The sequence below is a fragment of the Streptomyces sp. NPDC026672 genome (assembly GCF_040638185.1).
GTDB lineage: Bacteria > Actinomycetota > Actinomycetes > Streptomycetales > Streptomycetaceae > Streptomyces.
Genome location: NZ_JBEZXS010000063.1, coordinates 1 through 26,432, shown reverse-complemented (window position 1 = coordinate 26,432; position 26,432 = coordinate 1). Strand labels below are relative to the sequence as shown.

27 protein-coding genes are annotated in these 26,432 nt (G+C 72.3%); 15 read left to right on the top strand and 12 right to left on the bottom strand.

The window, feature by feature from the left end:
* Positions 1-20: 20 nt before the first annotated feature.
* Together AB0F77_RS39945 and AB0F77_RS39940 are read right to left on the bottom strand one after the other, a co-directional pair.
* A complete protein-coding gene (locus AB0F77_RS39945) occupies positions 21-1,715 on the bottom strand; it encodes a nitrite/sulfite reductase (RefSeq protein ID WP_361958681.1) in 1,695 nt (564 codons plus the stop codon).
* A 21-nt stretch (positions 1,716-1,736) separates the two neighbouring features.
* On the bottom strand, positions 1,737-2,570 hold the full coding sequence (locus AB0F77_RS39940; protein ID WP_361958678.1) for a sulfurtransferase: 834 nt from the start codon (positions 2,568-2,570) through the stop codon (positions 1,737-1,739).
* Positions 2,571-2,795: 225 nt separating this feature from the next.
* On the opposite strand from AB0F77_RS39940, the gene AB0F77_RS39935 reads away from it, so the two are divergent.
* Positions 2,796-3,233 carry a universal stress protein gene (locus AB0F77_RS39935; RefSeq protein WP_361958675.1) on the top strand — a complete coding sequence of 146 codons (438 nt, stop codon included), beginning with the start codon at positions 2,796-2,798 and terminating at the stop codon, positions 3,231-3,233.
* 205 nt (positions 3,234-3,438) lie between these two features.
* Positions 3,439-4,257, top strand: a complete 819-nt coding sequence (locus AB0F77_RS39930) for an ATP-binding cassette domain-containing protein (protein ID WP_361958672.1) — start codon at positions 3,439-3,441, stop codon at positions 4,255-4,257.
* A gap of 69 nt (positions 4,258-4,326) precedes the next feature.
* Here AB0F77_RS39930 and AB0F77_RS39925 read toward each other — a convergent pair whose 3' ends face one another.
* Positions 4,327-7,779, bottom strand: a complete 3,453-nt coding sequence (locus AB0F77_RS39925) for a phosphodiester glycosidase family protein (protein ID WP_361958669.1) — start codon at positions 7,777-7,779, stop codon at positions 4,327-4,329.
* A 223-nt stretch (positions 7,780-8,002) separates the two neighbouring features.
* Between AB0F77_RS39925 and AB0F77_RS39920 the strand changes: the two genes are divergently transcribed.
* Positions 8,003-9,016: an aldo/keto reductase gene (locus AB0F77_RS39920; protein WP_361958666.1), complete on the top strand. Its 1,014-nt coding sequence runs from the start codon at positions 8,003-8,005 to the stop codon at positions 9,014-9,016.
* A gap of 72 nt (positions 9,017-9,088) precedes the next feature.
* On the opposite strand, the gene AB0F77_RS39915 is transcribed toward AB0F77_RS39920, so the two are convergent.
* Positions 9,089-9,697, bottom strand: a complete 609-nt coding sequence (locus AB0F77_RS39915; protein ID WP_361958663.1) for an ester cyclase — start codon at positions 9,695-9,697, stop codon at positions 9,089-9,091.
* A 205-nt stretch (positions 9,698-9,902) separates the two neighbouring features.
* Between AB0F77_RS39915 and AB0F77_RS39910 the strand changes: the two genes are divergently transcribed.
* Positions 9,903-10,127, top strand: coding sequence for a hypothetical protein (locus tag AB0F77_RS39910; RefSeq protein ID WP_361958660.1), 225 nt, complete (start codon positions 9,903-9,905; stop codon positions 10,125-10,127).
* Between the two features lie 84 nt (positions 10,128-10,211).
* Here the strand turns inward: AB0F77_RS39910 and AB0F77_RS39905 are convergent, their stop codons facing one another.
* Positions 10,212-10,688: an SRPBCC family protein gene (locus tag AB0F77_RS39905; RefSeq protein ID WP_361958657.1), complete on the bottom strand. Its 477-nt coding sequence runs from the start codon at positions 10,686-10,688 to the stop codon at positions 10,212-10,214.
* An 87-nt stretch (positions 10,689-10,775) separates the two neighbouring features.
* On the opposite strand from AB0F77_RS39905, the gene AB0F77_RS39900 reads away from it, so the two are divergent.
* From AB0F77_RS39900 to AB0F77_RS39880, 5 genes are all read left to right on the top strand, one after another.
* The gene (locus tag AB0F77_RS39900) at positions 10,776-11,177 is read left to right on the top strand and encodes an HAD hydrolase-like protein (protein ID WP_361958710.1); all 402 of its coding nucleotides are present in this window, start codon (positions 10,776-10,778) and stop codon (positions 11,175-11,177) included.
* 146 nt (positions 11,178-11,323) lie between these two features.
* A complete protein-coding gene (locus AB0F77_RS39895; RefSeq protein ID WP_361958654.1) occupies positions 11,324-11,677 on the top strand; it encodes a hypothetical protein in 354 nt (117 codons plus the stop codon).
* The gene (locus tag AB0F77_RS39890; RefSeq protein ID WP_361958651.1) at positions 11,661-11,954 is read left to right on the top strand and encodes a CDGSH iron-sulfur domain-containing protein; all 294 of its coding nucleotides are present in this window, start codon (positions 11,661-11,663) and stop codon (positions 11,952-11,954) included. The genes AB0F77_RS39895 and AB0F77_RS39890 overlap by 17 nt, the downstream gene beginning before the upstream one ends.
* Positions 11,951-12,961 (top strand): iron-containing redox enzyme family protein, encoded by a 1,011-nt coding sequence (locus AB0F77_RS39885; protein WP_361958648.1) that lies wholly within the window; start codon positions 11,951-11,953, stop codon positions 12,959-12,961. Before AB0F77_RS39890 ends, AB0F77_RS39885 begins: the two co-directional genes overlap by 4 nt.
* 66 nt (positions 12,962-13,027) lie before the next feature.
* The gene (locus AB0F77_RS39880) at positions 13,028-14,830 is read left to right on the top strand and encodes a thiamine pyrophosphate-requiring protein (RefSeq protein ID WP_361958645.1); all 1,803 of its coding nucleotides are present in this window, start codon (positions 13,028-13,030) and stop codon (positions 14,828-14,830) included.
* 48 nt (positions 14,831-14,878) lie between these two features.
* On the opposite strand, the gene lpxA is transcribed toward AB0F77_RS39880, so the two are convergent.
* Together lpxA and AB0F77_RS39870 are read right to left on the bottom strand one after the other, a co-directional pair.
* Complete coding sequence (gene lpxA, locus AB0F77_RS39875) at positions 14,879-15,643, bottom strand: acyl-ACP--UDP-N-acetylglucosamine O-acyltransferase (RefSeq protein WP_361958642.1); 765 nt, start codon at positions 15,641-15,643, stop codon at positions 14,879-14,881.
* A 107-nt stretch (positions 15,644-15,750) separates the two neighbouring features.
* On the bottom strand, positions 15,751-16,698 hold the full coding sequence (locus AB0F77_RS39870; protein WP_361958639.1) for an oxidoreductase: 948 nt from the start codon (positions 16,696-16,698) through the stop codon (positions 15,751-15,753).
* An 86-nt stretch (positions 16,699-16,784) separates the two neighbouring features.
* On the opposite strand from AB0F77_RS39870, the gene AB0F77_RS39865 reads away from it, so the two are divergent.
* Positions 16,785-17,396: a TetR/AcrR family transcriptional regulator gene (locus AB0F77_RS39865; protein WP_361958636.1), complete on the top strand. Its 612-nt coding sequence runs from the start codon at positions 16,785-16,787 to the stop codon at positions 17,394-17,396.
* Positions 17,397-17,512: 116 nt separating this feature from the next.
* Here AB0F77_RS39865 and AB0F77_RS39860 read toward each other — a convergent pair whose 3' ends face one another.
* Complete coding sequence (locus tag AB0F77_RS39860) at positions 17,513-18,181, bottom strand: DUF305 domain-containing protein (RefSeq protein ID WP_361958633.1); 669 nt, start codon at positions 18,179-18,181, stop codon at positions 17,513-17,515.
* A 190-nt stretch (positions 18,182-18,371) separates the two neighbouring features.
* On the opposite strand from AB0F77_RS39860, the gene AB0F77_RS39855 reads away from it, so the two are divergent.
* The gene (locus AB0F77_RS39855) at positions 18,372-19,874 is read left to right on the top strand and encodes a hypothetical protein (protein ID WP_361958630.1); all 1,503 of its coding nucleotides are present in this window, start codon (positions 18,372-18,374) and stop codon (positions 19,872-19,874) included.
* A 144-nt stretch (positions 19,875-20,018) separates the two neighbouring features.
* Here the strand turns inward: AB0F77_RS39855 and AB0F77_RS39850 are convergent, their stop codons facing one another.
* Together AB0F77_RS39850 and AB0F77_RS39845 are read right to left on the bottom strand one after the other, a co-directional pair.
* Complete coding sequence (locus tag AB0F77_RS39850) at positions 20,019-20,597, bottom strand: TetR family transcriptional regulator (protein ID WP_361958627.1); 579 nt, start codon at positions 20,595-20,597, stop codon at positions 20,019-20,021.
* Between the two features lie 73 nt (positions 20,598-20,670).
* On the bottom strand, positions 20,671-21,672 hold the full coding sequence (locus tag AB0F77_RS39845) for a LacI family DNA-binding transcriptional regulator (RefSeq protein WP_361958624.1): 1,002 nt from the start codon (positions 21,670-21,672) through the stop codon (positions 20,671-20,673).
* A gap of 301 nt (positions 21,673-21,973) precedes the next feature.
* Between AB0F77_RS39845 and AB0F77_RS39840 the strand changes: the two genes are divergently transcribed.
* A complete protein-coding gene (locus AB0F77_RS39840) occupies positions 21,974-22,906 on the top strand; it encodes a DUF1996 domain-containing protein (protein ID WP_361958621.1) in 933 nt (310 codons plus the stop codon).
* A gap of 49 nt (positions 22,907-22,955) precedes the next feature.
* Positions 22,956-23,573 carry a DUF305 domain-containing protein gene (locus AB0F77_RS39835; RefSeq protein WP_361958618.1) on the top strand — a complete coding sequence of 206 codons (618 nt, stop codon included), beginning with the start codon at positions 22,956-22,958 and terminating at the stop codon, positions 23,571-23,573.
* A gap of 125 nt (positions 23,574-23,698) precedes the next feature.
* On the opposite strand, the gene AB0F77_RS39830 is transcribed toward AB0F77_RS39835, so the two are convergent.
* Positions 23,699-24,454 carry an NAD(P)H-binding protein gene (locus AB0F77_RS39830; protein WP_361958615.1) on the bottom strand — a complete coding sequence of 252 codons (756 nt, stop codon included), beginning with the start codon at positions 24,452-24,454 and terminating at the stop codon, positions 23,699-23,701.
* Between the two features lie 156 nt (positions 24,455-24,610).
* Here AB0F77_RS39830 and sigJ point away from each other — a divergent pair, with 156 nt between their 5' ends.
* Both sigJ and AB0F77_RS39820 read left to right on the top strand, forming a co-directional pair.
* Positions 24,611-25,507: an RNA polymerase sigma factor SigJ gene (gene sigJ, locus AB0F77_RS39825; RefSeq protein WP_361958612.1), complete on the top strand. Its 897-nt coding sequence runs from the start codon at positions 24,611-24,613 to the stop codon at positions 25,505-25,507.
* Positions 25,508-25,579: 72 nt separating this feature from the next.
* Complete coding sequence (locus AB0F77_RS39820; RefSeq protein ID WP_361958609.1) at positions 25,580-26,029, top strand: hypothetical protein; 450 nt, start codon at positions 25,580-25,582, stop codon at positions 26,027-26,029.
* A gap of 61 nt (positions 26,030-26,090) precedes the next feature.
* Here AB0F77_RS39820 and AB0F77_RS39815 read toward each other — a convergent pair.
* Positions 26,091-26,432, bottom strand: a 342-nt coding sequence (locus tag AB0F77_RS39815) for a carbohydrate-binding protein (protein WP_361958606.1), incomplete at its 5' end; no start/stop codon positions are given.

Here is a 26,432-nt window from a genome sequence, read left to right as displayed (position 1 = left end):
AGTTCGTGCCGGACCCGGCCCTAGCGCAGGTCGTTCTCGTCCGCGCGGGCGGCCCAGTCGGCGAACCGCTCCCCGTCCGCGCGGCCGGCGGCGAAGCGCCGCACGACCCGTTCGACGTAGTCGGGGAGTTCGTCGGCCGTCACCTTGTGGCCGCGCAGTTTGCGGCCGAAGCGGGCCTCCATGCCGACGGCGCCGCCGAGGTGCACCTGGAACCCCTCGACCTGGCGGCCCTCCGCGTCGAGCACGAGCTGTCCCTTGAGGCCGATGTCCGCGATCTGCACACGGGCGCAGCTGTTGGGGCAGCCGTTGACGTGGACGGTGAGGGGCTGGTCGAAGGAGGGCAGCCGCTGTTCGAGTTCGTCGACGAGGGCGGCGGCCCGTGCCTTGGTCTCCACGATGGCGAGCTTGCAGAACTCGATGCCCGTGCAGGCCATGGTGGACCGCCGGAACGTCGAGGGCCGCACCTGGAGGCCGAGGTCCTCCAGACCGGTCACTAGGCCGTCGACCTCGCTCTCGGGCACGTCCAGCAGCAGGAGCTTCTGGTACGGGGTCGTCCGCACCCGGCCCGCCCCATGGGCGTCGGCGAGGTCGGCCAGGGCGACGAGCAGAGCGCCGCCGATCCGGCCGGCCACGGGGGCGGCGCCGATGTAGTGACGGCCGTCGCGCTGGCGGTGGACACCGACGTGGTCGCGGTCGCCCGGGGGCGGCGGCGGTGCCGGGCCGTCGGTCAACGGGCGCCCCAGGTAGTCCTGTTCGAGGACCCGGCGGAAGCGCTCGACACCCCAGTCGGCGACGAGGAACTTCATGCGTGCCCGGTTGCGCAGCCGGCGGTACCCGTGGTCGCGGAAGAGGGCGACGACTCCGGCCCAGATCTCCGGGACCTCCTCCAGCGTGGCGAAGACGCCGAGGCGCCGAGCGAGCATCGGGTTGGTCGACAGACCGCCGCCGACCCAGACGTCGAATCCGGGGCCGAGGACGGGGTGCCGTACGCCGATGAAGGAAACGTCGTTGATCTCGTGGGCGACGTCCTGGAGGGGCGAACCGCTGATCGCCGTCTTGAACTTGCGGGGCAGGTTGGAGAACTCCGGGTCGCCGATCCAGCGGCGGTGGATCTCCTCGATCGCCGGCGTGCCGTCGACGATCTCCTCGGCGGCGACGCCCGCGACGGGGCTGCCGAGGAAGACCCGGGTGGTGTCGCCGCACGCCTGCGCGGTGGTCAGGCCGACCGCCTCCAGCCTGCGCCAGATCTCCGGGACGTCCTCGATGCGCACCCAGTGCAGCTGGATGTTCTGCCGGTCGGTCAGATCGGCGGTGTCGCGCGCGAAGTCGCGGGAGACCTCACCGATCACCCTCAGCTGCCCGGTGGTGAGCCGCCCGCCGTCGACGCGGATGCGCAGCATGAAGAACTCGTCGTTCAGCTCGTGCGGTTCGAGGCTGCCGGTCCGCCCGCCGTCGATGCCGGGCCGGCGCTGGGTGTACAGGCCCCACCAGCGCAGCCGTCCGCCGAGGTCGTCCGGGTCGATGCCGGCGAATCCGGTCCTGGCGTAGACGGACTCGACGCGGGCGCGGACGTTGAGGCCGTCGTCGTCGCGCTTCATCCGTTCGTTGGCGTTGAGCGGGGTCCGTTCCCCGAGCGCCCACTGTCCTTCGGAGCGCCCGCGCTGCTCCGGCTCCCGCCCGGGGAACGCCGGTGCGGGCAGTCGCACTTCGGCCATGACTGCTCCTCCTCGGGGAGGTCAGGCCGTGTGCGGCCGGGTGACGGGGACGCCGACGAGGGAGCCGTACTCCGCCCAGGAGCCGTCGTAGTTCTTCACCCGGTCGAGGCCGAGGATCTCGTGCAGGACGAACCAGGTGTGCGCGCTGCGCTCGCCGATGCGGCAGTAGACGATGGTGTCGCGGCCGGGGTCGACGTCGGCGTACAGCGCGGCGAGTTCCTCGTCGGACCTGAACGTGCCGTCGTCGTTGGCCGCCCGCGACCAGGGGACGTTGACCGCGGTGGTGATGTGGCCGCGCTGCATGGCCGCCTCCTGCGCGAGGTGCGCGGGGGCGCTCAGCGCGCCGGAGAACTCCTCCGGGGAGCGCACGTCGACCAGGTTGCGGGTGCCGATCGAGGCCAGCACCTCGTCGCGCAGGGCGCGCAGGGAGCCGTCGGCGGGGGTCGCCGTGTAGGAGGTCGCGGGGCGCTCCGGGACCTCGGCGACGAGGGGGCGGCCGTCCAGCTCCCACTTCTTGCGGCCACCGTCGAGCAGGCGCACGTCCCGGTGGCCGTAGACCTTGAAGTACCAGTAGGCGAACGCGGCGAACCAGTTGTTGTTGCCGCCGTACAGCACCACCGTGTCGTCGTTGCCGATGCCCTTGCGGGACAGCAGGGCCTCGAAGCCGGCCGCGTCGACGAAGTCGCGGCGGACCGGGTCCTGGAGGTCGTCGCGCCAGTCCACGCGCACCGCGCCGGCGATGTGGTCGGTGTCGTAGGCGGTGGTGTCCTCGTCCACCTCCACCACGACGACGCCGGGATCGTCCAGGTGTGCCTCCAGCCAGTCGGCGTCGACAAGCACCTTCGTACGGCTCATGGTGACCACCCCTTCGAGGAAGCTGATGTCCCGATTGAATCCGGGGTGTTTCCTTGCGGGCAAAAACATTGCCTGGCGGGCAAGAGGCGGCAAGAAACGGCGTGGCGGGGGCGGTGGGGAGGCGCCCGGAACAGCGCGTACCGTCCTGTTGTTCATCTCGATGCTTGATCATGCAGCCGCTGTCCCACCAGCCCTGCGACACATCCAGAAAAGGACAAGAACCTCATGTTCCACCGCATCCTTGTCGCCCTCGACCCGAGTCCCGCCCGTCACTCCGCCGTGCGTCTGGCGGGTGAGATGGCCCGGCTGACGGGCGCCAAGGTCAACGTGCTGCACGTGGCCGCGTCCACGGCCACCCTCGCCGCCGTGGTCCCGCTGGAGGACGAGGCGGAGGCCAAGTCGATCCTCGACGCGGCCGTCGCCACGCTGCGCGAGTCGGGCGTCGACGCCCAGGGCATCGCCGCCACCGGGCTGACCACCCAGGTCGCGGAGATCATCACCACCGCCGCCGCGGAGACCGACGCCGACCTGCTGGTCCTGAGCCCCCACCACCGCGGGTCGCTCGAAGCGCTCATCGACCCGCGGGTCAGCGACGCGGTGGCCCACAAGAGCCGGATCGCCGTCCTGCTGGCCCCCGAGCACCCCGAGGCCGACCAGGACTGAGCCAGGGCGGAGCCCGGGACCGAGTCCGGCCCCCCGGGGGCACGCCGTGCGACGGTGTGCCCCCGGCCGCCCCGGGTCTCAGTCCCCGGTGGCCCTCGCCGGCCGCCCTCGCCGGTCACCGTCCACCAGCCGGACACCCGCGCAACAACATGCCCGATGCATCTAATGTGCCGCAGGACGTCGGTGCGGTGGAGGGAGCCGGGACATGGCCGGGGCAGCGGAGCGGGCGGGGGCCGTCGTCGCCCTGCGCGAGGTGCACGTCCGCCGTCACACCAGTGGTCAGGCGATCCTCACGGACGTGGACTGGACGGTGCGCCCCGGTGAGCACTGGGCGCTCCTCGGCGCCAACGGCGCGGGCAAGACCACCCTGCTGCGGCTCCTTGGCGCGCAGATGCACCCCACCTCCGGGACCGTCGAGGTGCTGGGCTGCCGGCTCGGCCGGGTCGACGTGCGCGAGCTGCGCGCCCGGATCGGCCAGGTGAGTTCCGCCCAGCGGGTGCCGCAGGACCTCACCGCCCACGCGGTGGTCCTGACCGGCCACTCCGGCACCGTGCAGCCGCTGTGGCGGACGTACGACGACGCGGTGCGGCTGCGGGCCCGTGACCTCCTCGCCGAACTGGACGTCAAGGAGCTGGCCGACCGTCCCTTCGGGGTCTGTTCGGGCGGTCAGCGGGCCCGTGTCCTCATCGCCAGGGCGCTGATGGCCGACCCCGCGCTGCTGCTGCTCGACGAGCCGTTCAACGCCCTGGACCTGCCCTCGCGCGAAGACCTCGTGGAGGCCCTGCGGCGGCTGGCGGAGGGCCGCCCCGAGCTGGCCACCGTGACGGTCACCCACCATCTGGAGGAGCTGTCCCCGGCGGTCGGCCACACGCTGCTGCTGCGGGAGGGCAGGGTCCTGGCCCGGGGCCCGGTCGAGGAGACCCTGACCGGACCCTGGCTGACCTCGTGCTTCGGCCGTCCGATCACCGTCGTACGGCACGAGGGCCGCTGGGCGGCCTACTCCGCCCGGCCCACCGGCGGGTGAGACCGCCGCCCGGCGGGACGGCCCACGGACCCCGGGCGCCCCGCCGGCCGGCACATCACCGCGTCCGGGTCACCGGACGGTGATCCGCGCGCTCCCCTCGACGCCGCCGCTGCGCACCGTGACGGTCACGGTGCCGGGGCGGTGGGCGGTGAGACGGCCCGTGACGCGGTCCACGGAGGCCACCTCGGAGTCGCTGGACGTCCACACATGGGACGCCGGGTCGGCGACCGGCACGGTGAGCGGGGCGATGTTGTCGCCCGCGACCATGTCACCGGTCGCGGTCAGGTCGGCATGGGCGCCCTTGACGACCGGGGCGGCGGGCGCCTCGACGGTGATCGACGCGAAGGCCGGTTCGACGGTGTACTGGAGGTAACCGTCGGAGCCGATCCTGACGAGCCCGAAGTGGTAGAAGCCGCCCCTGTCGGCGGGCGCGTACGCGGGCATGCCGAGGTCGGCGAAGGTGAGCTGCGGAATGCCGCCCTGCTCGGTGCCGACGCTGTTGCCCTCGGGGTCGAGGATCTGCTCGGCGAAGCCGCGGGCGTGCCCGTACATCATGACCACGTGCCGCTGCGGGTGGGTCTGCTGGTAGCGCTGCACCAGGCGCAGATACATCCGTGCCTCCCAGCGGTCCGTGAACTGGCTGTTGGCGGCGGGGTGCGGGTCGTAGGCCGGCATGTGCGTGACGACGAGCACGTCCTTGGCCGTGGCGTCCGTCAACTGCTGCACCAGCCACGGGTACTGGGCGCCCTCGGGGTCCTGGAAGGGGTCGGAGGACAGCAGGCTGCCGTGCGCGTTGTCGGTGACGACGACGCGCGCCGCGCCCAGGGTGTAGGCGTAGTGGGTGTCGCCGAAGGTGTCGCTGTAGTTGCCGTTCTCGGCGTCGGCGCCCTGGGTGATCTCGTGGTTGCCGACGATGTCGCGGGCGGGCACGCCGAGGGCGTCCGTCTTCGCCTTGGCGTACTGGAGGTCGACGGCCTTGCCGTCGTCCGCCATGTCCCCGAGGAACTGGGCGGCGTCCGGGCGGGCCTGGGGGCTGAGGCCGGGCAGCCGCGCGGCGACGGAGTCCATCACGTTGCTGCTGACGGAGCCCGGGTCGCTCGCGAGCAGATGCGCGTCGTCACCGGTGAGGAGCGTGCTGCCCTTCTTCGCGAAGTCGGCGGAGTCCTCCTCGTACGACAGCCACCCGGGGTTCTTCGGGACGGCCCGGTACACGGGCTCGACGACCGGGCGCGGTGAGTAGAGCGCCTGGAGACCGGCGACGTTGAGGCTGCCGCCGTACGAGGTGCTCGGGCTGATCGCGAGGAAGTCGACGAAGCTGATCGTGAGCGGGAACTGCATACCCGCGGGCAGCTGGGCGACCGCCAGGTGCCAGCCGTTCCAGGTGACGTACGTCGGGTAGAGCGTGGTGGAGGTGCCGTTGACGCCGATGTAGCGCTCGGCGAGTTCGATGCCGTTGCCGTCGCCCTTGATCCACACGCCGATACCGGTGGGGACCTGGCCCTCATTGGTGTCGGTCTTCAGGGTGACACGGGGCGAGAGCACGAGCTGCTTGACGCCGGAGCCGGCCGGCATCGAGTAGTCGAGGCGCAGCGACCCGGACTCGGTGGAGCCGGGCGGGACGACCCCGGGGTCCGCGGCGAGGGTGGCGGGCCTGCCCGTGGTGTTGTTGCTGATCCGCCAGACGTCGGTGCTGGTCATCGGGTCGATGGTCCTGCTGACGCTGCCGACGGCGATCGAGGTGGTCGCGGTGGTGCCCGCAACGGTGGCGCTGACCTCGGCGAGTCCGCCCCGGTCGGCACCGGCGGTGAACAGTCCGTCCTTGCCGACGGTGCCGAGGCCGGCCGGGTCGACGTTCCAGGTGGCGGCCTCGGCCGGGATCCGGACCGCGCCGCCGCCCTTGACGGTGCCCGACAGGGTGAGCTGCTGGGTGGCGCCGTTGTCGAGGTCGGCCTTGTCGGGCGAGACGGTGAGGGTCGCGAGCTTGGCCACGACGTCGAGCTTCTGCGAGCTGACAACGTTGCCGGCGGTGGCGACGAGGCGTCCGCTGCCGGTGCGGCGCGGGGTGAGCACACCGTCCTCGTAGGTGGCGAGGGACGCGGGCTCGACCCGGACGCGGACGGGGTCGGCGGCCGGGTTGGCGTAGCGGTCCGTCGCGTACACCGGGAGCGGTACGGAGCCGCCGGTGACGGTGGTGAGCGTCCTGCCGCCGTTGACCACGACCTCGGCGGCCTTTTCGGCGTGCCGGGCGGTGGAGTAGAAGAAGATGCCGTCGGCGACCGGTCGTTCGGTGTTGCCGGGCAGGTCGGACGGGGTGTTGACGACCTCGGCGCGGTCGGCGCCGGGGGCACGGGCGACCATGCCGGTGGAACCGCCGCCGTCGAACAGCATGGCGGTGTGGGCACCGTGGGCGACCATGTAGCCGGCGGCCTGCTCAGGCGTCACGCCGAAGGCGGTCCCGGAGCCGCCGTGGCCGTCGATGGCGACGACGACGGCGTGCTTGCCGTCCTTGGTGATGCCGACGGCGGTCTCGGGGTTGGCGCCGCTGGGCGGGGTGCCGGTGGGGTCCTTGTAGACCTTGCCGTCCTTGACGAGGGTGTCGACACCGCTGATCAGCTGGGTCAGGTCGTTGTCGGGCGACAGCCGGGAGGCGACGCCCACTTGGTCCCCCGTGTGGAGGGTGTCGGACAGCCACTGGCCGCCCGCGCCGGCGCCGAGCAGGCCCAGCCGGCCGGCCGTGAGCCGGGGCACGGTGGTGACGCCGGTGCGGATGTCGTCGACGACGAAGCCGGTGCCGGCGACATGGCCGAGGACGAGGGTGGCGGGCGTGCTGAGGCCGGGGGTCTCGCCGAGGTCGGGGGTGACCTCGGTGATGCCGCCGGAAGCCACGTCGTCCACGGTGTTGAGCGAGGTGAGCGCGTGGGTCGCGGAGCCCGCGGTGATCGTCCCGGAGAAGGTCTGCGGGCCCATCACGACGGTGCCGTCCCGCTTGACGCCGAGCTGCGAGGCGAAGCCCGGCTTGGGGCTCTTGAGCAGCCGTCCGTCGGTCATGACGCCGCCGAGGGGACGGCCGCTCGCGTGGATCTCGAAGTAGTCGCCGTTGACGCCGGCCACCGCGTGGGTGCGGTGGGCCATGGACGACGGGGTCTCGTCGGCGGGGTTGGTGAGGGTGTCGCCCGCCTGGACCATGCCGATGCGCAGGTTGGGGTCGGTCAGGTCGGCGGAGAGCACCTGGATGTGCTGACGGCCGCCGACGGTGTCGTACGTCTCGCTGTAGTGCTGGAGTCCGCGGGTGACGGTCTCGGCCGGGGTGCGGGTGCGGTCCACGACCAGCGGCCAGTTCTGCGGGGTCTCGGGCAGCCAGGCGCGCTGCGCCGCGGGCCGGGCGTGGGCGGCGGCCGGGTCCGCCGTGGCACCGGGGGCGGTCACCAGCGCGGTGACGGTCCCGGCGAGCGCCAGCGCGGCCGCGGTGGCGACCGCGGTCCGGCGTCCGGTGTCCGCGGGTCTCTTTCCGCGAAGTGTCATTGCGTGTTCCTTAGTGAGGGACGTGCCGGTGCGCCACCGGCACCCGCCCACCTGACACCCGCCGGGCGAATCGGAGATATCCGGACGGGGGTGCGCGGATGACCCGCAGTGATGCGGAGTCCTCGGATTCGGCCGAGGAGGCCGAGGAAGCCGAGGAACAGGGAAGTCGAAGGGACCGGGGGCCCACCGCCCCCGGCCCGCCTCCGGAAGGGACGGCATCACCATGCGCGCCGACGACATCGTTCCGCTGGGCCGTACGGGGCTGCGGGTGAGCCGGCTCGGGCTGGGACTCGCCTCCCTGGGCGGGCTGTTCGCGCCCGTGTCGGACGAGGCGGCCGCCGCGGCCGTCGGCGCCGCGTGGGACCTGGGCGTACGGCTCTACGACACGGCCCCCGTGTACGGGTACGGGCGTTCGGAGACCCGTACCGGTGCCGCCCTCGCGGCGCGGGACCGTGACGCCTACGTGCTGTGCACCAAGGTGGGCCGGCTGATCGAACCGGGCGGGTCGGACACCCAGCCGATCTGGGCCGACCCTCCCCCGGGCGTCGGTCCCCGGCTCGACTACTCGTACGCGGGGGTCCTGCGGTCGGTGGAGGAGAGTCTGGAGCGCCTGGGGCTGGACCGGGTGGACGTGCTCCATGTGCACGATCCCGACGAGGACTTCGGCACGGCGGTGACCCAGGCGTACCGCGCGCTGGCCGAGTTGCGGGACAGGGGGGTGGTCGGCGCGGTCTCGATCGGGGTCAACCACGCTCCGGTGGCCGCGCGTTTCCTGCGGGAGGCGGCCGCTCCCGGCCCCGACTGCGTGCTGCTGGCGGGGCGTTACACCCTGTTCGACCGGTCCGGCCTGGACGACCTGCTGCCGTTGTGCGCCGAGCGGGGCGTCGCCGTCATGGCGGCGGGGGTCTACCAGTCGGGGCTGCTGGCGGACCCGAGGCCGGGGGCGCCGCACGGGTACGCGGAGGTCCCGGCCGAACTGGCGGAGCGCATCCGGGTGTTGCGGCGGGTGTGCGCGGACTTCGACGTCCCGCCGCTCGCCGCGGCCGTGCAGTTCCCCCTCGGCCACCCGGCCGTCGTGAGCGTGGTCGTCGGGGCCCGTTCGGCGGACGAGGTGGCACAGAACGTGGCCCTCTTCGACCGTCCGGTGCCGGAGGCGTTCTGGGCGGCGGTGAAGGACGCGGGGCTGCTGGCGCGGGAGACACCGACGCCCGGACCTGGCGCCGACGGCCCCCGGTAGGTGCCGGGTCCGGCCGCGGCCCGGGGCCGGCGGTCCGGACCGCCGGCCCCGGGCGCCGGGCCGCGACGGGGGTCAGGCGAGGCCGATCTGCTGGTAGAACGTCTGGTTGTCCCAGAAGAGGAACTCCTCCTCCATGACACCGTGCTTGTTCCAGAGGCCGACGGTGGCCATGTTGATGGCGAACGCCTTTCCGGTCGGCTTGACGAAGCCGCCCTTCCCGTCCGGCATCGGGCGGGAGAAGGTGCCCTTCATGACGCCGGTGACGGCCGTGAGGCTGTCCTTGGCGACCCGGATGGGGTGCTGGTCGATGTGGGTGTCCGGCGCCCAGACGAACTGCGACTCGAGGTCGGCGATGTGCCGCTCGATGCCGTCGGTGTAGTGCCCGTCGGGCCAGTGGACACGGATGTTCTGGGCGTGGCTCTCACCGAGCCGAGACCACTCCTGGCGGCTGTACACGACGAAGTCCAGCTCGTCGAAGGTCGCGAGGTGGCGGCGCTCCTGGGCGGTGAGGTGCTTCGGGTGGGGCAGCTGCGCGTCGGCGTCCTGGGCCGGGTCACCGAGCAGTTCGGGGTGCTGGGTGGCGGCGGCCGCGAGGTCGGTGCCGCCGGCCACGGCGGTCAGGGCGAGCGCGCCGAACGCGGCGGCGCCGCTGGTGCGGATCAGGGAACGGCGATCGAGCATGACGATCCTCCGGGAGATGTTGAAACTTTCAAGCACCGACCCTAGGCGCACATATTTAAAACTTCAAGATCTGCCTCGCAAGATGACATGAGCATGCCATTCAATGAATCGTCAAGCCCCTTGTGTTTCCTGGGGATTTCCCCACCCCGTGCGCCACTAGCGTTTCGCCCGGCAGTAACACCCCCACCCATCGGAGGACATCAGCATGCGTTCTCGTATCGCGGCCCTGACCGTCACGGCCGCCCTCGGTGCCGTCGCGGTCGTCGTCGGCACGGGCGCCACCGCCCAGGCCGCCACCCGTCCCGCCGTCACCCGCGCCCAGTGCACCGCTGCGGGCGGCGTCGTCTTCGACATCCCCCTGAAGACGACGTTCTGTCTGTGGGACAACCACGACGGCACCATCGACACCGCCGCGATCCTCCCGGGCTGACCGTCTTCCCGGCTCACCCCGTGAAACCGTGACGGCCTGCCGCGAGGTACGGCAGGCCGTCACGGCCGTGCGAGCGCCCTGGGGTCACGGCGTGGAGCCGGGGTCCTGCGGCCGGACCCGGCCGCGCCAGGCGCCGGTCTCGCCGCCGCGCTGCTCGATGTAATCCTTGAAACGCAGCATGTCTCCCTTGACGCGCCGGTCGATCAGACCGAGCGCGTCGGCGCCCTTCTCGGCCATGCCGCTGGGCTCGACGTCCATGGTCAGCTCCACCCGGGTGTGCGTGTCGTCCAGGCGCTCGAAGCGCACGGAACCGCGCTGGCGGGTGTCACCGCCGACGGCACGCCAGGTGATCCGGTCGTCCGGCAGCTGATCCACGATCTCGGTGTCGAACTCGCGTCGCACTCCGCCGATCCTGGTGGTCCAGTGGTTGTGCCGGTCGTCGAGTTGAGTGACCTCCTCGACGCCGTCCATGAAGTTCGGGAACTCCGTGAACTGCGTCCACTGGTTGTACGCGGTGTGGACGGGAACCTCGACGTCCACCGTCTTCCTGACCGTGCTCATCTCTTCCCTTCCTCCTGGTCGGTCCGTACGGGGTTGCCCGACCCGAGTACCCACGAGCCCGGCAGGAAGACGTCCTGGACACCTTCGATCGGACACCCCGCCGAGCGGGTTCCGCACGGGGTCCTGCACGTGGTGACCTGGTGGGAGGTCTTCCGGCAGGCCGGCCACCGGGTGCCGACGCACGCGGGCCGGCTGCTGAAGCGCCTGGCCGACGACGGCTGGACGGTGGTCCTGGCCACGTCGGCCGGGGGCCACGAGCTGTCCGCGCTGCGCCGGGCGCTCGACCTCGCGGGCGTGCCCGCCGGGCGGGCCGTCTTCGTCGGGGACACCGTGTGGGACATGCGGGCTGGCAGCGCCGCGGGGGTGCGGTGCGTGGGACTGCTGTGCGGGGGCATCCCGCGCCGGGACCTGGAGGAGGCGGGCGCCGGCGCCGTCTTCGGCGACCCGGCCCGGCTGCTCGCCGCGCAGGCCGACAGCCCGCCGGCCTGAGCCGTCCCGCCCGGCCGGACCGTACGGGACGGCTCCCGTTACATCCGCGGCCAGGGGGTACCCGAGAGGGGGCACCGCACGGGCACTCGCCCCACGGGCGGGCCGATCAAGGCGATGTCCCCTCCTCTACGACCACGTACGGAGCGATGGTGAAAGCACTCGTCGTCACCTGCACGCCCAAGAGGTCTCCCGAACCCTCCGGCACCGAAGCGGCCACCGAGGCGGCGGCGGTCGCCGGACGGCTGCCGGAAGACGGTGCGGACGTGGAGACGGTACGCGCCGTCGACAACGAGGACGGCGCCCACCACGTCATCAGCGAGATCCCCGGCGCCCTGGCCGACATCCCGGCAGGGGCCGGTCTGCGGGTGGGCGTCGTGGACCGGACGCGGCTGCCCTTCGGCCGGGTGCCGCGCACGCGCGGGGACCGGCTGCGGGCCCGCGGTCTCGTGGGCGCGGGGACGACGGAGGGGTTGGTGGTGATCCGTGCCGAACACACCTGAGCGGCCGCGCCGCGTGCGGGTCCGTGTCCAGCGCGAGGGGCCCCTGCTGGTGGAGGGGCCGGTGGAGGTCGTGGGCGAGGACGGCGAGGTGTCGGTCTCGGACCGCTTCACGGTGGCGATCTGCACCTGCCGCCGCAGCGGGCTCCGACCCTGGTGCGACACCAGCCACCGCCGCCGCGGGAAGCGGTCGGGACCGGCCGGTTCCCCCGCCGACGCGAACGGGCGCGACGGCACGCACGGCGAGGGGGAGCACGGGAACGAGGCCGGTGCCGGATGACGACGCCCCTCCCCCGCCGCCGCGCGCGGCACGCCCCGCCGCCGCTGCCCGAACCCCGCGGCCCGCTGTCCGGGGCGGTCGTGGCCGCCCTGCGCGAACCGGCGGCACCCGGCCTGCTGCCCGGCCCCGGGGACTGCCCGGCGTACGGCGACGACCTGCAACTCGCCCTGTACGTCCTCTACGAACTGCACTACCTGGGCTTCGAGGGCGTGCCCGACACCAAGGAGTGGAACGCGGGCCTGCTGGCCCACCGCGCGCTGCTGGAGGAGCGCTTCCTCGGCGCGCTGCGCGCGGACGTACCCGTCGACCGCACCGCGACCGCCGCGGACGCCCTGGACCGGCTCCAGGTCGAACCGGCCGGTGACGACGGCGGTGTCTCCCACTTCCTGCGGACCGAGGGCACCCTGCGACAGCTGCGCGAGTACGCGGCGGTGCGCTCGCTCTACCACCTCAAGGAGGCCGATCCGCACGCCTGGGTCATCCCGAGGCTGCGCGGACGGGCCAAGGCGGCCATGGTCGCCGTGGAGTTCGACGAGTTCGGCGGCGGACGCGCGGACGAGATCCACGCCGAGCTGTTCGCCGACCTGATGGAGGACCTGGGCCTGGACCCCGCCTACGGCCGCCATGTCGACGCCGCGCCCGCCGAGGCCCTGGCCACCGTCAACCTCATGTCCCTGTTCGGACTGCACCGGGCCCTGCGCGCGGCGCTCGTCGGGCACTTCGCCTGGGTCGAGGTGACGTCCTCGCCCGCCTCGCGCCGACTGGCACAGGCCCTGCGCCGGGTGGGGGCCGGGCCCGCGGCCGTGCGCTTCTACACCGAGCACGTCGAGGCGGACGCCGTGCACGAACAGGTCGTACGGCACGACGTCGTCGGCGGACTCCTCGAACTCGAACCGGAGTCGGACGCCGAGGTGGTGTTCGGCATCCGCGCGACCGCCCACCTGGAGGACCGGCTCGCCGACCGGCTGCTGAGTGCCTGGCGCGAGGGCACGTCGGCACTGCGCTGAGCCCCCCCTGGACTCCCCCACGACAGCAGGTGCGTCACCCCCGCCACCCCGGAAAGGACCGTGAACATGTCGACGAAGGTCTCCGATCACATCCTCGAACGGCTGCGTGCCTGGGGCGTGGAACACGTCTTCGCCTATCCCGGGGACGGGATCAACGGTCTCCTCGCGGCCTGGGGACGCGCGGAGGACGACCCGCGGTTCGTCCAGTCGCGCCACGAGGAGATGTCGGCGTTCGAGGCCGTGGGGTACGCGAAGTTCTCCGGCCGGGTCGGGGTCTGCACGGCCACCTCGGGCCCCGGCGCCATCCATCTCCTCAACGGGCTGTACGACGCCAAGCTCGACCATGTGCCGGTCGTCGCGATCGTCGGCCAGACCGCCCGCAGCGCCATGGGCGGCTCGTACCAGCAGGAGGTCGACCTCCTCAGCCTCTACAAGGACGTCGCCTCGGACTTCTGCGAGATGGTGACCGTCCCCGAACAGCTCCCCAACGTGCTCGACCGGGCGCTGCGCACCGCGTACGCGCGGCGCTCGGTGACGGCCGTGATCGTCCCGGCCGACGTCCAGGAACTCGACTACACACCGCCCTCGCACGCCTTCAAGATGGTGCCCTCCAGCCTCGGTGTGCCGCACTACGCGCCCGTGCCCGACGACGAGGACCTGAAGCGGGCCGCCGATGTCCTCAACTCCTCCGGGAAGATCGCCATGTTGATCGGTCAGGGCGCGCGGGGAGCCCGGGCGGAGGTGATGCGGACGGCGGACCGGCTGGGCGCCGGTGTGGCCAAGGCGCTGCTCGGCAAGGACGCCCTCGACGACGACCTGCCCTACGTCACGGGCGCGATCGGTCTGCTGGGCACCCGGCCCTCGTACGAGATGATGCGCGAGTGCGACGCCCTGCTCGTCGTCGGCTCGTCGTTCCCCTACTCGCAGTTCCTGCCGGAGTTCGGCAAGGCCCGCGCCGTGCAGATCGACGTCGATCCGCACATGGTCGGACTGCGTTACCCGTTCGAGGTCAACCTCGTCGGCGACGCCGCCCGTACGCTGCAACGGCTGCTGCCCCTGCTGGAACAGGTCGAGGACCCGGCCTGGCGGAACAAGATCGAGGCGAACGTGGCCGAGTGGTGGGAGGTCATGGAGCGCCGGGCCGCCGTCGACGCGCGTCCGGTCAACCCGGAGCACGTCGCCCACGCCCTGAGCGGGCTGCTCCCCGACGACGTGATCCTGACCGCGGATTCGGGGTCCGCCGCCAACTGGTACGCCCGGCACCTGAGGTTGCGCGGCGAGATGCGCGGTTCGCTGTCCGGGACGCTCGCGACGATGGGCCCCGGGGTGCCGTACGCCATCGGGGCCAAGTTCGCGCACGGGGAACGGCCGGCGATCGCCCTGGTCGGTGACGGGGCGATGCAGATGAACGGCATGGCCGAGCTGATCACCGTCGCCAAGTACTGGCGGGACTGGGAGGACCCGCGGCTGATCGTCGCCGTCTTCAACAACCGGGACCTGAACCAGGTGACCTGGGAGATGCGGGCCATGACGGGAGCCCCGCAGTTCCTGCCCTCGCAGTCGATCCCCGACGTGGCCTACGCCGACTTCGCCCGCTCCCTCGGTCTGACCGGGCTGCGGGTCGAGGCGCCCGGTCAGGTGCGGGGGGCCTGGGAGAGCGCGCTCGCCGCCGACCGGCCGTGCGTGCTGGACTTCGTGACCGATCCCGCCGTACCGCCGATCCCGCCGCACGCCACCCTGGACCAGATCGAGGCCACGGCGGCATCCGTGATCAAGGGGGACAGTGACCGGGTCGCCATGGTCAGGCAGGGCTTCAAGGCCAAGGTCCAGGAGTTCCTGCCGCACCGCGGGGGCGGCGACGGGCGGTGACCGGAGGCGGGGCGGGCCGATCGCCGGCCTCGGGCGCGGTGCCGGTCGTCAGCCGCGCAGGAACGCGGTCGTCCCCCTGCCGCCGGCGCTCGACCAGAAGGTGAGCAGTTCGGCGGCGAGCGGGTCCGCGGCGCCCTCCGCCTCGGCCGGGGCGCGGTTCTGGAGGGCGAGGAAGACACGGCGTACCGCACGCTGCCGTGCGTCGTCCACGCCGGCGCGGGTGAGGGCCAGCCGGTTGATCTGGGCGAGCCGGGCGGGTTTCCCCATGGCGACCAGGAACGGCGGGACGTCCCTCGTCACCACGGCCGCTCCGCCCACCATGGCCAGCCGGCCCACCCGGACGTGCTGGTGGACGCCGGCCATGCCGCCGATCACCGCGCCCTCGCCCACGGTCACGTGGCCCGCGAGTCCCGCGCCCTGGCTGACGACCACACCGTCCCCGAGGACGCAGTCGTGGCCGATGTGCACCTGGCCCATGAGGAGGCAGTCCGCGCCGACCCGCGTGGGCTCGTCCCCGGTGGCGCGGGAGACGGTGGCGCCCTCCCTGAGGACCGAGCGCGCCCCGATCACGACCCGGGTGCGCACCTCGGGGTCGAAGCCCAGCGACTGGGGGTCGGCGCCGAGCACCGCGTGGGCGCCCACGCGGACGCCGTCGTGCAGGGTGGCCGAGCCGTGCACGACGGCATGCGGGCCGACGGTGACGGACTCCCCGATCTCCGCGCCCTCCTCCACCACCGCGAAGGGGCCGACGGTGGCCGAGTCGGGGACCTTCACACCGCTGTCCACCCATGCCGACGGATGAATGGACGGCATGTGTTCCCCCCTGCCCCTCGATGATCAACCGGTCGACCATACGTCAGGGCCCTGTGACGGCATGTCGGGGCCCTGTGACGGCCGTGACCCGCAGGAACCCCGGCCGGTCACAAGGGGAACGTGACCCCCGTCAGGTCCTCCGAGATCCCCCACAGCCGGCCCTGCGCGCCCTCGTCGTACGACTCGGTGTTGGACCGCACCACCTTCGGGTGTCCCTTGCTCTCCAGGAGCCCGCCGGGGCCGTAGTACCGGCCGCCCTCCGTCGTGGGGTCGGTCGCGGCGCGCAGGACGGGCCACGCGCCGCGTGCGGCGTCCTGGATCAGCAGCGGCCGTACGACACCCGCGAACAGGGCCCGGCCCACGGGACCGCGGTCGGCCGTCGCCCGCCGGGAGCCGCCGGTGTCGGCGCCGCCGGGGTGGGCGGCCACCGCGATCGTGCGGGCGCGGCCCGCGAGCCGTCGCTGCAACGCGTAGGTGAACATCAGGTTGGCCCGCTTGGAGTGCGCGTAGGCCGGGGTCGGGCCGTAGGGCCGTGCCGTCCAGTTGGGGTCGTCCAGGTCCATGGGTCCGCCCTGGCGGTGGCCCATGCTGCTGACGGTGACGACCCGGGAGCCCGGTACGTCGGTCATCCGGTCCAGCAGGAGTCCGGTGAGGGCGAAGTGCCCCAGGTGGTTGGTGCCCAGGTGCAGTTCGAATCCGTCCTCGGTGCGCCGGAGCTCCCTGCCGTACATGACGCCCGCGTTGTTGATCAGCAGGTCGACGCGGGGCTCGGCGGCCCGAATGGCCTCGGCCGCCGCGCGGACGGACCGCAGTGAGGACAGGTCGAGGCCGCGCACGGTGGTCCGGGCGCCGGGGACGGCCTCGGCGATCCGCCGCGCGGCCTGCGCGCCCCGGGTCTCGTCGCGCACGGCGAGGATCACATGGGCGCCGCGCCGGGCGAGGACGAGCGCGGTCTCGTAGCCGACGCCGGTGTTGGCGCCGGTGATCACGGCGGTGCGTCCGTGCTGGTCGGGGACGTCCTCGGCGGTCCAGGGGCGGTGGGTGGGCAGGGGCATGGTTCCTCCTGGAGGCGGGTGCGACGGCACGACGGTTAGTGGTGAATGCCATTCACCATATGGTGAAGAGTGTTAACCTAAGGGGCGTGCCAGTCAAACGACGCCCGAGTGGGCAGCATCACGGAGATCTGCGCAACGCCCTCGAAGAGGCCGCGCTCGCCCTCGTCCTGGAGCGCGGGCCGCACGGCTTCACGCTCGCGGAGGCGTGCCGCCGCGCCGGGGTCAGCATGTCGGCCCCCTACAAGCACTTCGCCGACCGCGAGGCCCTGCTGGCCTCACTGGCGCTGAAGGGGTACGAGGAGCAGCAGCGCCGCTACCGGGTCGCGATCGCCTCCGACGGGGACGCGGCCGGGCAGCTGGCGGCCTTCGCCGCCGAGTACGTGACGTTCGCCACCGAGGAACGCGCCCTGTTCGACATCACGTTCCTGGCGGGACTCGACAAGGGCCGCCATCCCGAACTCGCCCGCGCGGGCCGGGAGTTGTTCGACATGATGGTGCCCGTCGCACAGCGGGTCACCGGCGACGAAGGGACGGCGCTGGAACTGCTCGTGCGCATCGCGGCCGCCGCCCACGGCCTGGCCCTCTTCCTCCAGCAGGACATGCTCCCCACCGGCCGGAACACCCTGGCGGAGGCCGGACGGCAGGCGTCACGCAGCGCCCACGCCCTCGTGGCCGAGCGGACCCGGACCGACGACTGACACCGGCGCCGACGCGTCACCGCGTCGGCGCCCCGCGCCTGGGACCGGCCCGTGTCCGGGGTCGGCCCTGTCAGGGATCGGTCCGCATCCGCCCCTGCCCCTGCCCCCGCCCCCGATCAGAGCATCTTGCGCATCCGGCTGATCTCGCTGGTCTGCTGGGCGACCACGTCGTCGGCCATCTCCTCGATCCTGATGTTGTTGCCCTGGCCCTTCACCTCGGTCGCCATGGTGATGGCTCCCTCGTGATGGGTGATCATCAGGGTGAGGAAGAGCTGGTCGAACGCCTTGCCGTCGGCGGCGCGCAGGTTCTTCAGCTGGGCCTCGGAGGCCATGCCGGGCATCGCCGTGTGGTCGTGTCCGTGGTCGTGGCCCTCGTCGGCCTTCTCCGGTTCGTGGTGCTCGGTGAGCCAGCCCCGCATGGCCGCGATCTCCGGGCCCTGGGCCGCCGCGATCCGTTCGGCGAGCCGCTTGATCTGCGTGGACTCGGCCCGCTCCGGCACGAGTGCGGTCATCTCCAGGGCCTGGGAGTGGTGCTGGATCATCATGCGGGCGTAGGAGACGTCCGCGGAGTTGGGCGAGTCGTCCTCGGCCCGCCGCTTCGCCGCCTCGTCGGCGGACAGGGTCCGGTTGGCCTCCCCCGGCTCACCCGGCGCGATCACGGCGGGCCCCTTCACCGCGGCCGGCTTCGGCTGTGAACCGGAGTCGCAGCCCCCGCTGCCGAGCACGGCCACGACGGTCAGTCCGATCGCGGCGAGTGACGCGCGCGACGCACGGCGGAACAGCACAACGGCCTCCTGTGGCAGGCGAGTTGACGGGCACCTCGGGAGCGCTGGGACCTGTTTAGCAGGCTTCCGCGCGTTACCGATCAAAAACCTTCATGACAAGTACGTTGCCCTCTGTTGGTATGAGCATGGCGAAGACAATACTGCGGGGTGCGTATGCCGTTCCACGGGGAACGGACCTAGGGAGGAAACAGTGATCCTGTTGAACGACCCTCGAACACGGCGGAGACGCCTGGGAGTCGTGACGGCAGCGGCGGGCCTGCTGGCCGCTCTGCTCACGGCGGCCCCGGCGACCGCCACCCCCGACCCCGGGGACGCCCCGGCCGCGCGCACGGAGGTCTCCGAGGGCGCGCAGGCCCAGGCACGGAAGGCGATCACGAGCGGGGAGATACCCGGCCAGGACGAGATCGTCCACTCCGGCAACATCGAGCACCTCACGAACATCGCCAAGGACGCGCTGCCGGGCACCAATTCGGACCTCGCCTTCCAGGGCAAGTACGCGTTCGCGGGCAACTACGACGGCTTCCGCGTCTTCGACATCAGCAACCCGCGCTCCCCGAAGACGGTGGCCCAGGTGCTGTGCCCCGGCTCGCAGAACGACATCTCCGTCTCCGGTGACCTGCTGTTCCTGTCCACCGACTCCTCGCGCAGCGACGCCAGTTGCAACAGCACCACGCAGCCGGTGACCGAGAAGTCCTCGTGGGAGGGCATGAAGGTCTTCGACATCAGCGACAAGCGCAACCCGAAGTACGTCGCCGCCGTCGAGACCGCCTGCGGCTCGCACACCCACACGCTGGTGCCCGAGCGCAGGAACGTATACGTCTACGTCTCGTCGTACTCGCCGAACGCCGCCTACCCGGACTGCCAGCCGCCGCACGACGGGATCTCCGTCATCAAGGTGCCGCGCAACGCTCCCGAGAAGGCCGCGGTCGTCGGTTTCCCGGTGCTGTTCCCCGGTGAGGGGGCGGACGGCGGCGGCAACCCGGGCGGCCCGACCAACCCGGGTGTCAGCAAGACCACCGGCTGCCACGACATCACCACGCTGCCCTCGCTGGACCTGGCGGCGGGCGCCTGCATGGGCGACGGCATCCTCATGTCCATCAAGGACCCTGAGCACCCGAAGGTGATCGACCGGGTCCAGGACAACGTCAACTTCGCGTTCTGGCACTCGGCGACCTTCAACCAGAAGGCCAACAAGGTCGTGTTCACCGATGAGTTGGGCGGCGGCGGCGCGGCCACCTGCAACGAGGCGACCGGCCCGAACCGCGGGGCGGACGGCATCTACGACATCGTCGGCAAGGGCGACAAGCGCAAGCTGGTCTTCCGCAGCTACTTCAAGATCCCCCGGTACCAGGCCGACACCGAGAACTGCGTGGCCCACAACGGCTCGCTGATCCCGGTCAAGGGCAAGGACATCATGGTGCAGGCGTGGTACCAGGGCGGCGTCTCGGTCTGGGACTTCACCGACTCGTCCCGCCCGAAGGAGATCGGCTACTTCGAGCGCGGCCCGCTGTCCACCGCCAGCCTGGTGACCGGCGGTGCCTGGTCGGCGTACTACTACAACGGCTACATCTACTCGAACGACATCGCCAAGGGCTTCGACGTCCTGAAGATCAGCGACCGGCGCACGGACCCGGCGAAGCGGGTCCACCTGAGTGAGCTGAACACCCAGACGCAGCCGGACTACTTCGACTGACGTCCGGCCGCGGAGCGGCACCGGGACGACGGACCGGTCCGAGCGGCCGGCCGCGTCCACCCGTGTGCACGGGTGGACGCGGCCGGGGTCGCACGGGCGGGCGCGGGTGCGCCCCGGGAGCCGGTGCGGTGGTCCGGGGCCGGTTCAGCCCAGGTCCTCGCTGCCGACGAGGTCGAGGGCCGCGGCGAGCCGTTCGACGATCGCCTCGTCGCTCGCGGAGTCCTGGAGGGCGCTGTTGCGCAGCACGTTGCGCTGCATCTGCACGCCCGAGCAGATCGCGATGAGCAGCGCGGCGCGCACCACGGGGTCGTGGCCGGGGAGGGCACCCGCGAGTTCACGCTGGTAGTGGTGTTCGAGGTGTTCGCGCATGATCTCGACCGCGCGCTCGTTGCCCGAGGAGCGGATGGTCAGCAGGAGCCCCTTCGCGCTCTCCGACGAGTCGCTGAGCAGGGCCTTGGCCACCTCGCGGTTCTCGCCCGGGATCATCATCAGCGGATGGCGGTACACCTCCTCCACGACCTGCTCGAAGAGGGCTTCCTTCGATCCGTAGTAACGGGTGATGAGACGGGGGTCGACACCGGCTTCACGGGCGATGTCCCGTGTGCTGGCGCCGTCGTATCCGCTCTGGGAGAACGCGTCGATCGCGGAGGTGAGGATCGCGCGCCGCGTCGCCTCCGAGTCGCGGGCACGCCGCTGCGGGACGGCAGGCGCATCGTTGGTCATGCTCAGATCCTACCTGCCGGTCCGATAATGTCCCCAGATGCGGACATAGCCGCCCCCGGGAGTGGTCGCCGGGTCAGCCCCCCGGGGTCGACTCCCGGGTGACGAGCGACGTCGGCAGGACGGCGTGGGTGTCGGGGGACGTGTCGCCGGCCAGGCGGGCGAGCAGCATGCGCGCCGCCGTCTCGCCCATCTGCCGCATCGGCTGCCGGACCGTGGTGAGCGGCGGCCGGGTGAGGCGGGCCGCCGGGATGTCGTCGAAGCCGATCACGGCGACGTCCTCGGGAACGCGCCGCCCGGCCGCGCGCAGGGCGGACAGCACCCCGACGGCCGCGACGTCGTTGTGCGCGAAGACCGCGTCGAACTCCCTCCCCTCGGCGAGCAGTCGCCGTACGACGTCATGGGCGTGCGGCTCCGTGAAGTCGCTCTCGACGACCGCGTCGGGGGCGAGGGGGCGGCCCTGCGCGGCGTACCCGGCGCGGAACCCCTCGATGCGGTCGCGCACACAGCCGAAGCGCATGGGGCCGGCGAGGACGAGCGGCCGGAACCGGCCCACCGACAGCAGGTGGCGCGCGGCCTCCGCGCCGCCCTCGCGGTTGGTGGCGGTGACGTGGGGGAACTCCGGATGATGCGCCCGGTCGTCGATCAGCACGACGGGAAGTCCCCCGCGGTGCAGGGCCGTCAGCATGTCCAGGGTGTTCTCGGGTTCCACCACGAGCAGCCCGTCGAAGGCGCCGGCGGACACCTGGCTGGTGAACCGCGCGACCGATTCGGCACCCCGGTTGCAGGTGAACAGCAGCAGCCCGTACTCGGCCGCCTCCAGCGTGTCGACGACACCCTGCACAACCTCGCCCATCCATGGCCACGTCAGCGACGGGACGAGCATGCCGACCGTGCGGCTGCGCCCGCGGGCCAGTCCGACCGCGCCCGAACTCGGCACGTATCCCAGCCGGTCGATGACCTCGCGCACCCGTGTGGCGGTCGAACGGTCCACCTCGCCGCGGGTGTTGAGCACCCGGGAGACCGTCGTCTTGCTGACCCCGGCCGCTCTGGCCACGTCCGCGATGGTGATCCGCATCGCACCCTCCGCTGTACCGGGCCGACGTCCGGGCCCGCGCCGCGACCGCTCCCGGCGCGACGTCCGAGTGAAGCAGCGGCCCCTCGATCACGTCAACACCCTTCGTGACGGCCGGGTTCGAGTGCCCGATGGCTGGTTTTCCGTCAACTCTTGAAGTCTCGGGGGTCCTGGAACACGTCAATCACTACGAGAGGTATTGACGGCAACATGACACACCGCTTCACTCCGTGGAACAAGACCGGAACCGGTTCCGGAACCGCTTCCGGGAGCAGCCCCCCACCACTTCCCTAGGAGGAGTGCTGTGCTGAGAAGATCCCCCCGTCCGCCCGCGGACCGTCCCCGCAGGCGCCGCATCTGGACGACCGCACTGGCGGCGCTGGGTCTGGTGCTCGGCGCCCTGTACGCGGGCTCCGCGGCACCGGGCGCCGGGACCGACACCCGCATCGACGCCGCGCCCCAGGGCGCCCAGGTCGTCAAGGTCGCGGAGTTCCTGGCCGAGTGTCCCTACAGCCACCGCCTGCCCGACGACCCGATCGTCTTCCCCGGTCTGCCCGGCGCGTCCCACATGCACAGCTTCTTCGGCAGCCGGGTGACCAACGCGCACACCGACGTCACCGACCTGCTCGGCTCGTCGTCCACGTGCAGCCCGACCATCGACACCTCGTCGTACTGGGTGCCGACCCTGTACCGCAACGACCAGCCGGTCGAGCCCACCGGCACCACCTTCTACTACCTCGGGGAGGGCGTGCGCGACGACGTGATCCAGCGCATCAGGCCCTTCCCCCAGGGCCTGCGGATCGTGGCGGGCAACGCCAAGGCCACGGGGACCGGCGACCCCACGTCGATCGCCCGCTGGTCGTGTCTGCACCACGGGGAGGTCAACCCGTCCAAGGACTTCGTGAACTGCCCGGCCGACTCGATGCTGGAGTCGTACCTCGACTTCCCGCAGTGCTGGAACGGCAGGGACCTGGACTCCGCCGACCACAAGAGCCACATGTCCTACCCGGTGAACGGCGCGTGCCCGGCGAGCCACCCCGTGCCCGTGCCCAAGGTGCGCCAGGTGCTGCGCTACCCGGTCACGGGCGGCACGCAGGGCCTGCGGCTGGCGTCCGGACCCGGCTACACGATGCACGGTGACTTCTTCAACGCGTGGCCCGAGAACGAGCTGGCCCGCCGCGTCACCAACTGCATCAACGCCATCGTGAAGTGCGGCGCGGACGGCAACCCGTCCTGACCGTCCCCCTCGCGGTACCCCGGCACGGCCATCGATCCAAGGAGCGGGCATGGCAGTTCGTACCTCACCGTCGGCACGGCGGGCCACGGCCCTCCTCGTCACGGTCCTGCTGTGCGCGCCGGCCGTGTCGGGGTGCGCCGGATCAGCGCCACCGGCCCCGGTGGCGGCGCCGCACGCGTCGCACACCGCGGCGCACACCGGTGTCACGGCGAGCCCCGACGGCGGTCTGAACGCCACCGACATCGGCTGGATCCAGCTGATGATCGCCATGGACGACCAGGCCTGGCACATCCTCGAACTGGCCCCGCGGCACGGTGGCGACGCCCGGCTCAAGCGCTGGGCGGGCGGCCTGGCCGAGGGACGCCGGTCCGATCTCGCCGCCCTGCGGGGCCTGTTGGCCGACGCGGGGGTGCCCGACGACAACCCGCACGAGGGCCACGACATGCCCGGCATGGTCGACCGGCGGGAACTGCGGGACCTGGAGACCGCCCGCGGCGACCGCTTCGACGAACTGCTGCGGGCCGCGCTGCGCGAACACCTGGACCAGTCGGGCAGGATGGCGACGGCCGTACGGTCGGCGAACGCCGGCCACGAGGTGAAGCGACTCGCCCTCACGGTGGCCAGGACGTCGACCGACGCCCGACGCACCATGCCACCACCGGCCTGACCCCGCCCCACCCCCCACCGGTCGCGGAACCCCACCCACCCCGGCAACCGGTGGCCGTGTTCAGGTCCTGAAGTGTGGTGCCGGGAGGGGTCCCGACTTCCCCTCCCTCTCGGTCCGTCGGTGTGTCACTCGGCGTGGTGGGGCTCGCTCGTCCGGGTGAGCCATGTGTCGTAGGTCTCACCGCCCTCCTCGACCGGGCCGCTCGGCAGCAGCGCGCCCCCGGCGACCGCGCGCCCCACGGCGCCGGGGAGCCGGATCGGCAGGACCGGCCGGCGCAGGCCCCGCGCCCGCGCGAGCCCGCGGACCATGTCGACCATCTGGAGGTCCTCGGGTCCGGCCAGTTCGTGGATGCCCCGCAGCGGCTCCGCGAGGGCCAGCCGGACGAGCACCCGGGCGACGTCCGCGCCCGCCACCGGACGGCTGAGCATCCTGGGGGCGATCACCACCGGGCCGCCGCGTTCCAGCATCTGCGCGGCGAACTCGTGGAACTGCGTGGCCCGCAGCACGGTCCAGGGGACGCCGCCCGCCGCGACCGCCCGCTCCTGGGCCCGCTTGCCGTAGTAGTAGCCGAGGTCGACGGTGTCGCAGCCGACGATCGACAGCACCACGTGGTGTTTCACCCCGGCGTGTTCCTCCGCCCGCAGCAGGTTGGCCGTCGTCGTCTCGAAGAAGGCGACCGACTTGGCCCGACCGGTGGTCACGACGTTCGTCGCGTCGATCACGGCGCCCACCCCGTCCAGGGCCCCGTCGAGCCCCGCGCCCGTGGTCAGGTCCACCCCCGTGGAGCGGGCGACGACCCGCACCTCGTGGCCCGCTCCACGAAGGGCGTCGACCGTGAGCCTGCCCACCCAACCGGTTCCTCCCGCGACTGCGACGCGCATGTGCCTTCTCCGTCCTCGTGCCGTGCTCCGGTGCTTTCACCAGGTAGACGGGGCGGCCCCCCGGGGATGTGACATCACCGGGGACGCTCCCGGGTCGAGTACGGTGCATCGCGCATACTGCTCAGGCGACTGCGGACGCCCCGACGTGGATCAGTGGTGGATGTGACGACGGACAGCGAACTGGCCCGCGCGTACGACCGTGCGAGGCCCCGCCTGGTGCGCGTCGCCTACGCGGTGCTGGGCAGCCACGCCGAGGCCGAGGACGTCGTCGCGGACATGTGGCCGCGCCTGCTGGCCGCGCACGGCGGCGAACCGGTGCGCAACGTCGAGGCGTGGGCCGTCACCGCCGTGTCCCGGCACGCCCTCGACGTGCTGCGCTCCGCACGCCACCGCCGCGAGACCTATGTGGGCGTCTGGCTGCCCGAGCCGCTGCTCGCCGACGCCGCGACGGCGCCCGATCCCGCCGACCGGGTGGCGTTCCGCGAGACGGTGAGCTACGCCGTGCTCGTCGTGCTGGAGACCCTGACCCCGGCCGAGCGGACGGCCTGGGTGCTGCACGACGTCTTCGGCACCGACTTCAACGAGGTCGCCGTCGTCGTCGGCCGCAGCCCCGCCGCCGTGCGCCAGCTCGCGGCGCGGGCGCGCAAGCACATCGCGGCGCGCGTCCCCCGTACCGAGGTGGACACCGGCAGGCACCGGGCCGCCGTCGAGGCGTTCACGGCGGCCTCCCGGTCGGGCGACGTACGGGCGCTGCTCGCCGTCCTGGACCCCGATGTGACCCTGACCAGCGACGGTGGCGGTGTGGTGACCGCGGCCCGCAGGCCGGTGGAGGGCGCGGACCGGGTCGCCCGGTTCCTCGCGGGGGTCGCCGAGAAGCAGCCGGCCGGCACCACGCTCGTGCCGGTGCTGGTCAACGGGGAGCCGGGACTCACGGTGCTCGACGCGCGGGGCGCGACGGTCGCGGTGGTCTCCCTGACGATCGCGGACGGACGTGTCGTACGGGTCGACATGGTCCTCAACCCGCGGAAGCTGCCGGCCGGCCGCGACGAGTGACGGGCCCCGCCGACCGGGAGCGCGTGCGGTCGGGTGATGTCACACGGCGGGAGGCGACCCCGTCTACAGGGCATGAGTACTTTCGTACGACGGCTGATCCTGCTGCTCTTCGCCCTCTCCGGAGCCTTCGTCGGCTTCTGGGCCTACTTCGCCCCCGGGTCGTGGTACCGATCCTTCCCCGGCCTCGGTCTGCGCTGGCTCCCGGTCCTCGGTCCGTACAACGAGCACCTGGCCAAGGACGTGGGCGCGATGTACCTGGCGCTGACGGTGCTGAGCCTGGTCGCGGTGCGGCGGGCGGAGAACGCGCTGCTGGTGCAGGCGGCGGGGCTGGCCTGGCTGGTGTTCGGCGTGCCCCACCTCGTCTACCACCTCCAGCACCTCGACATGTACGGCACCCGCGACCAGGTGCTGAACGCCGTCTCGCTCTCGCTGTTCGTCGTGGGCGCCGTGGTGCTCCTGCTGCCCGGCGCCGCGCGGTCCGCGCCCCGGGGGACGACGAAGGCCGCGCCGCTCCCCCGGTGAGGGAACGGCGCGGCGGTCACGCCCCGCGAGGGGCCCGGACAGGTGCCGGACCCCTCGGTGCTCAGGAGGACCTGGGGACGTCGATCCGGTCGATGTCCGGGCCGTAGCCGGTCCCGCTGTCGAAGGTGACGGTGTTGGCACCGGCCTTCAGCGTCACCGGGACGTAGACGTCGCTCGTCGTGCCCCAGTCGCCGGTGGAGGGGAACTTGTGGCCGGTGGCGCCGCCGCCGTTGGCCGAGACGTCCAGCGAACGGGCGTCACCGCTGACGTAGGACACCTTGATCTGGTAGGTGCCGGGCTTGTCGACCACGACGTCGTTCACGGTGAGCTTGCCGCCGAGGTAGAGGTTGCCGACCTTCTTGCCGCCGGAGCAGGTGGAGCAGTCGGCGACGGAGGCGTTGCC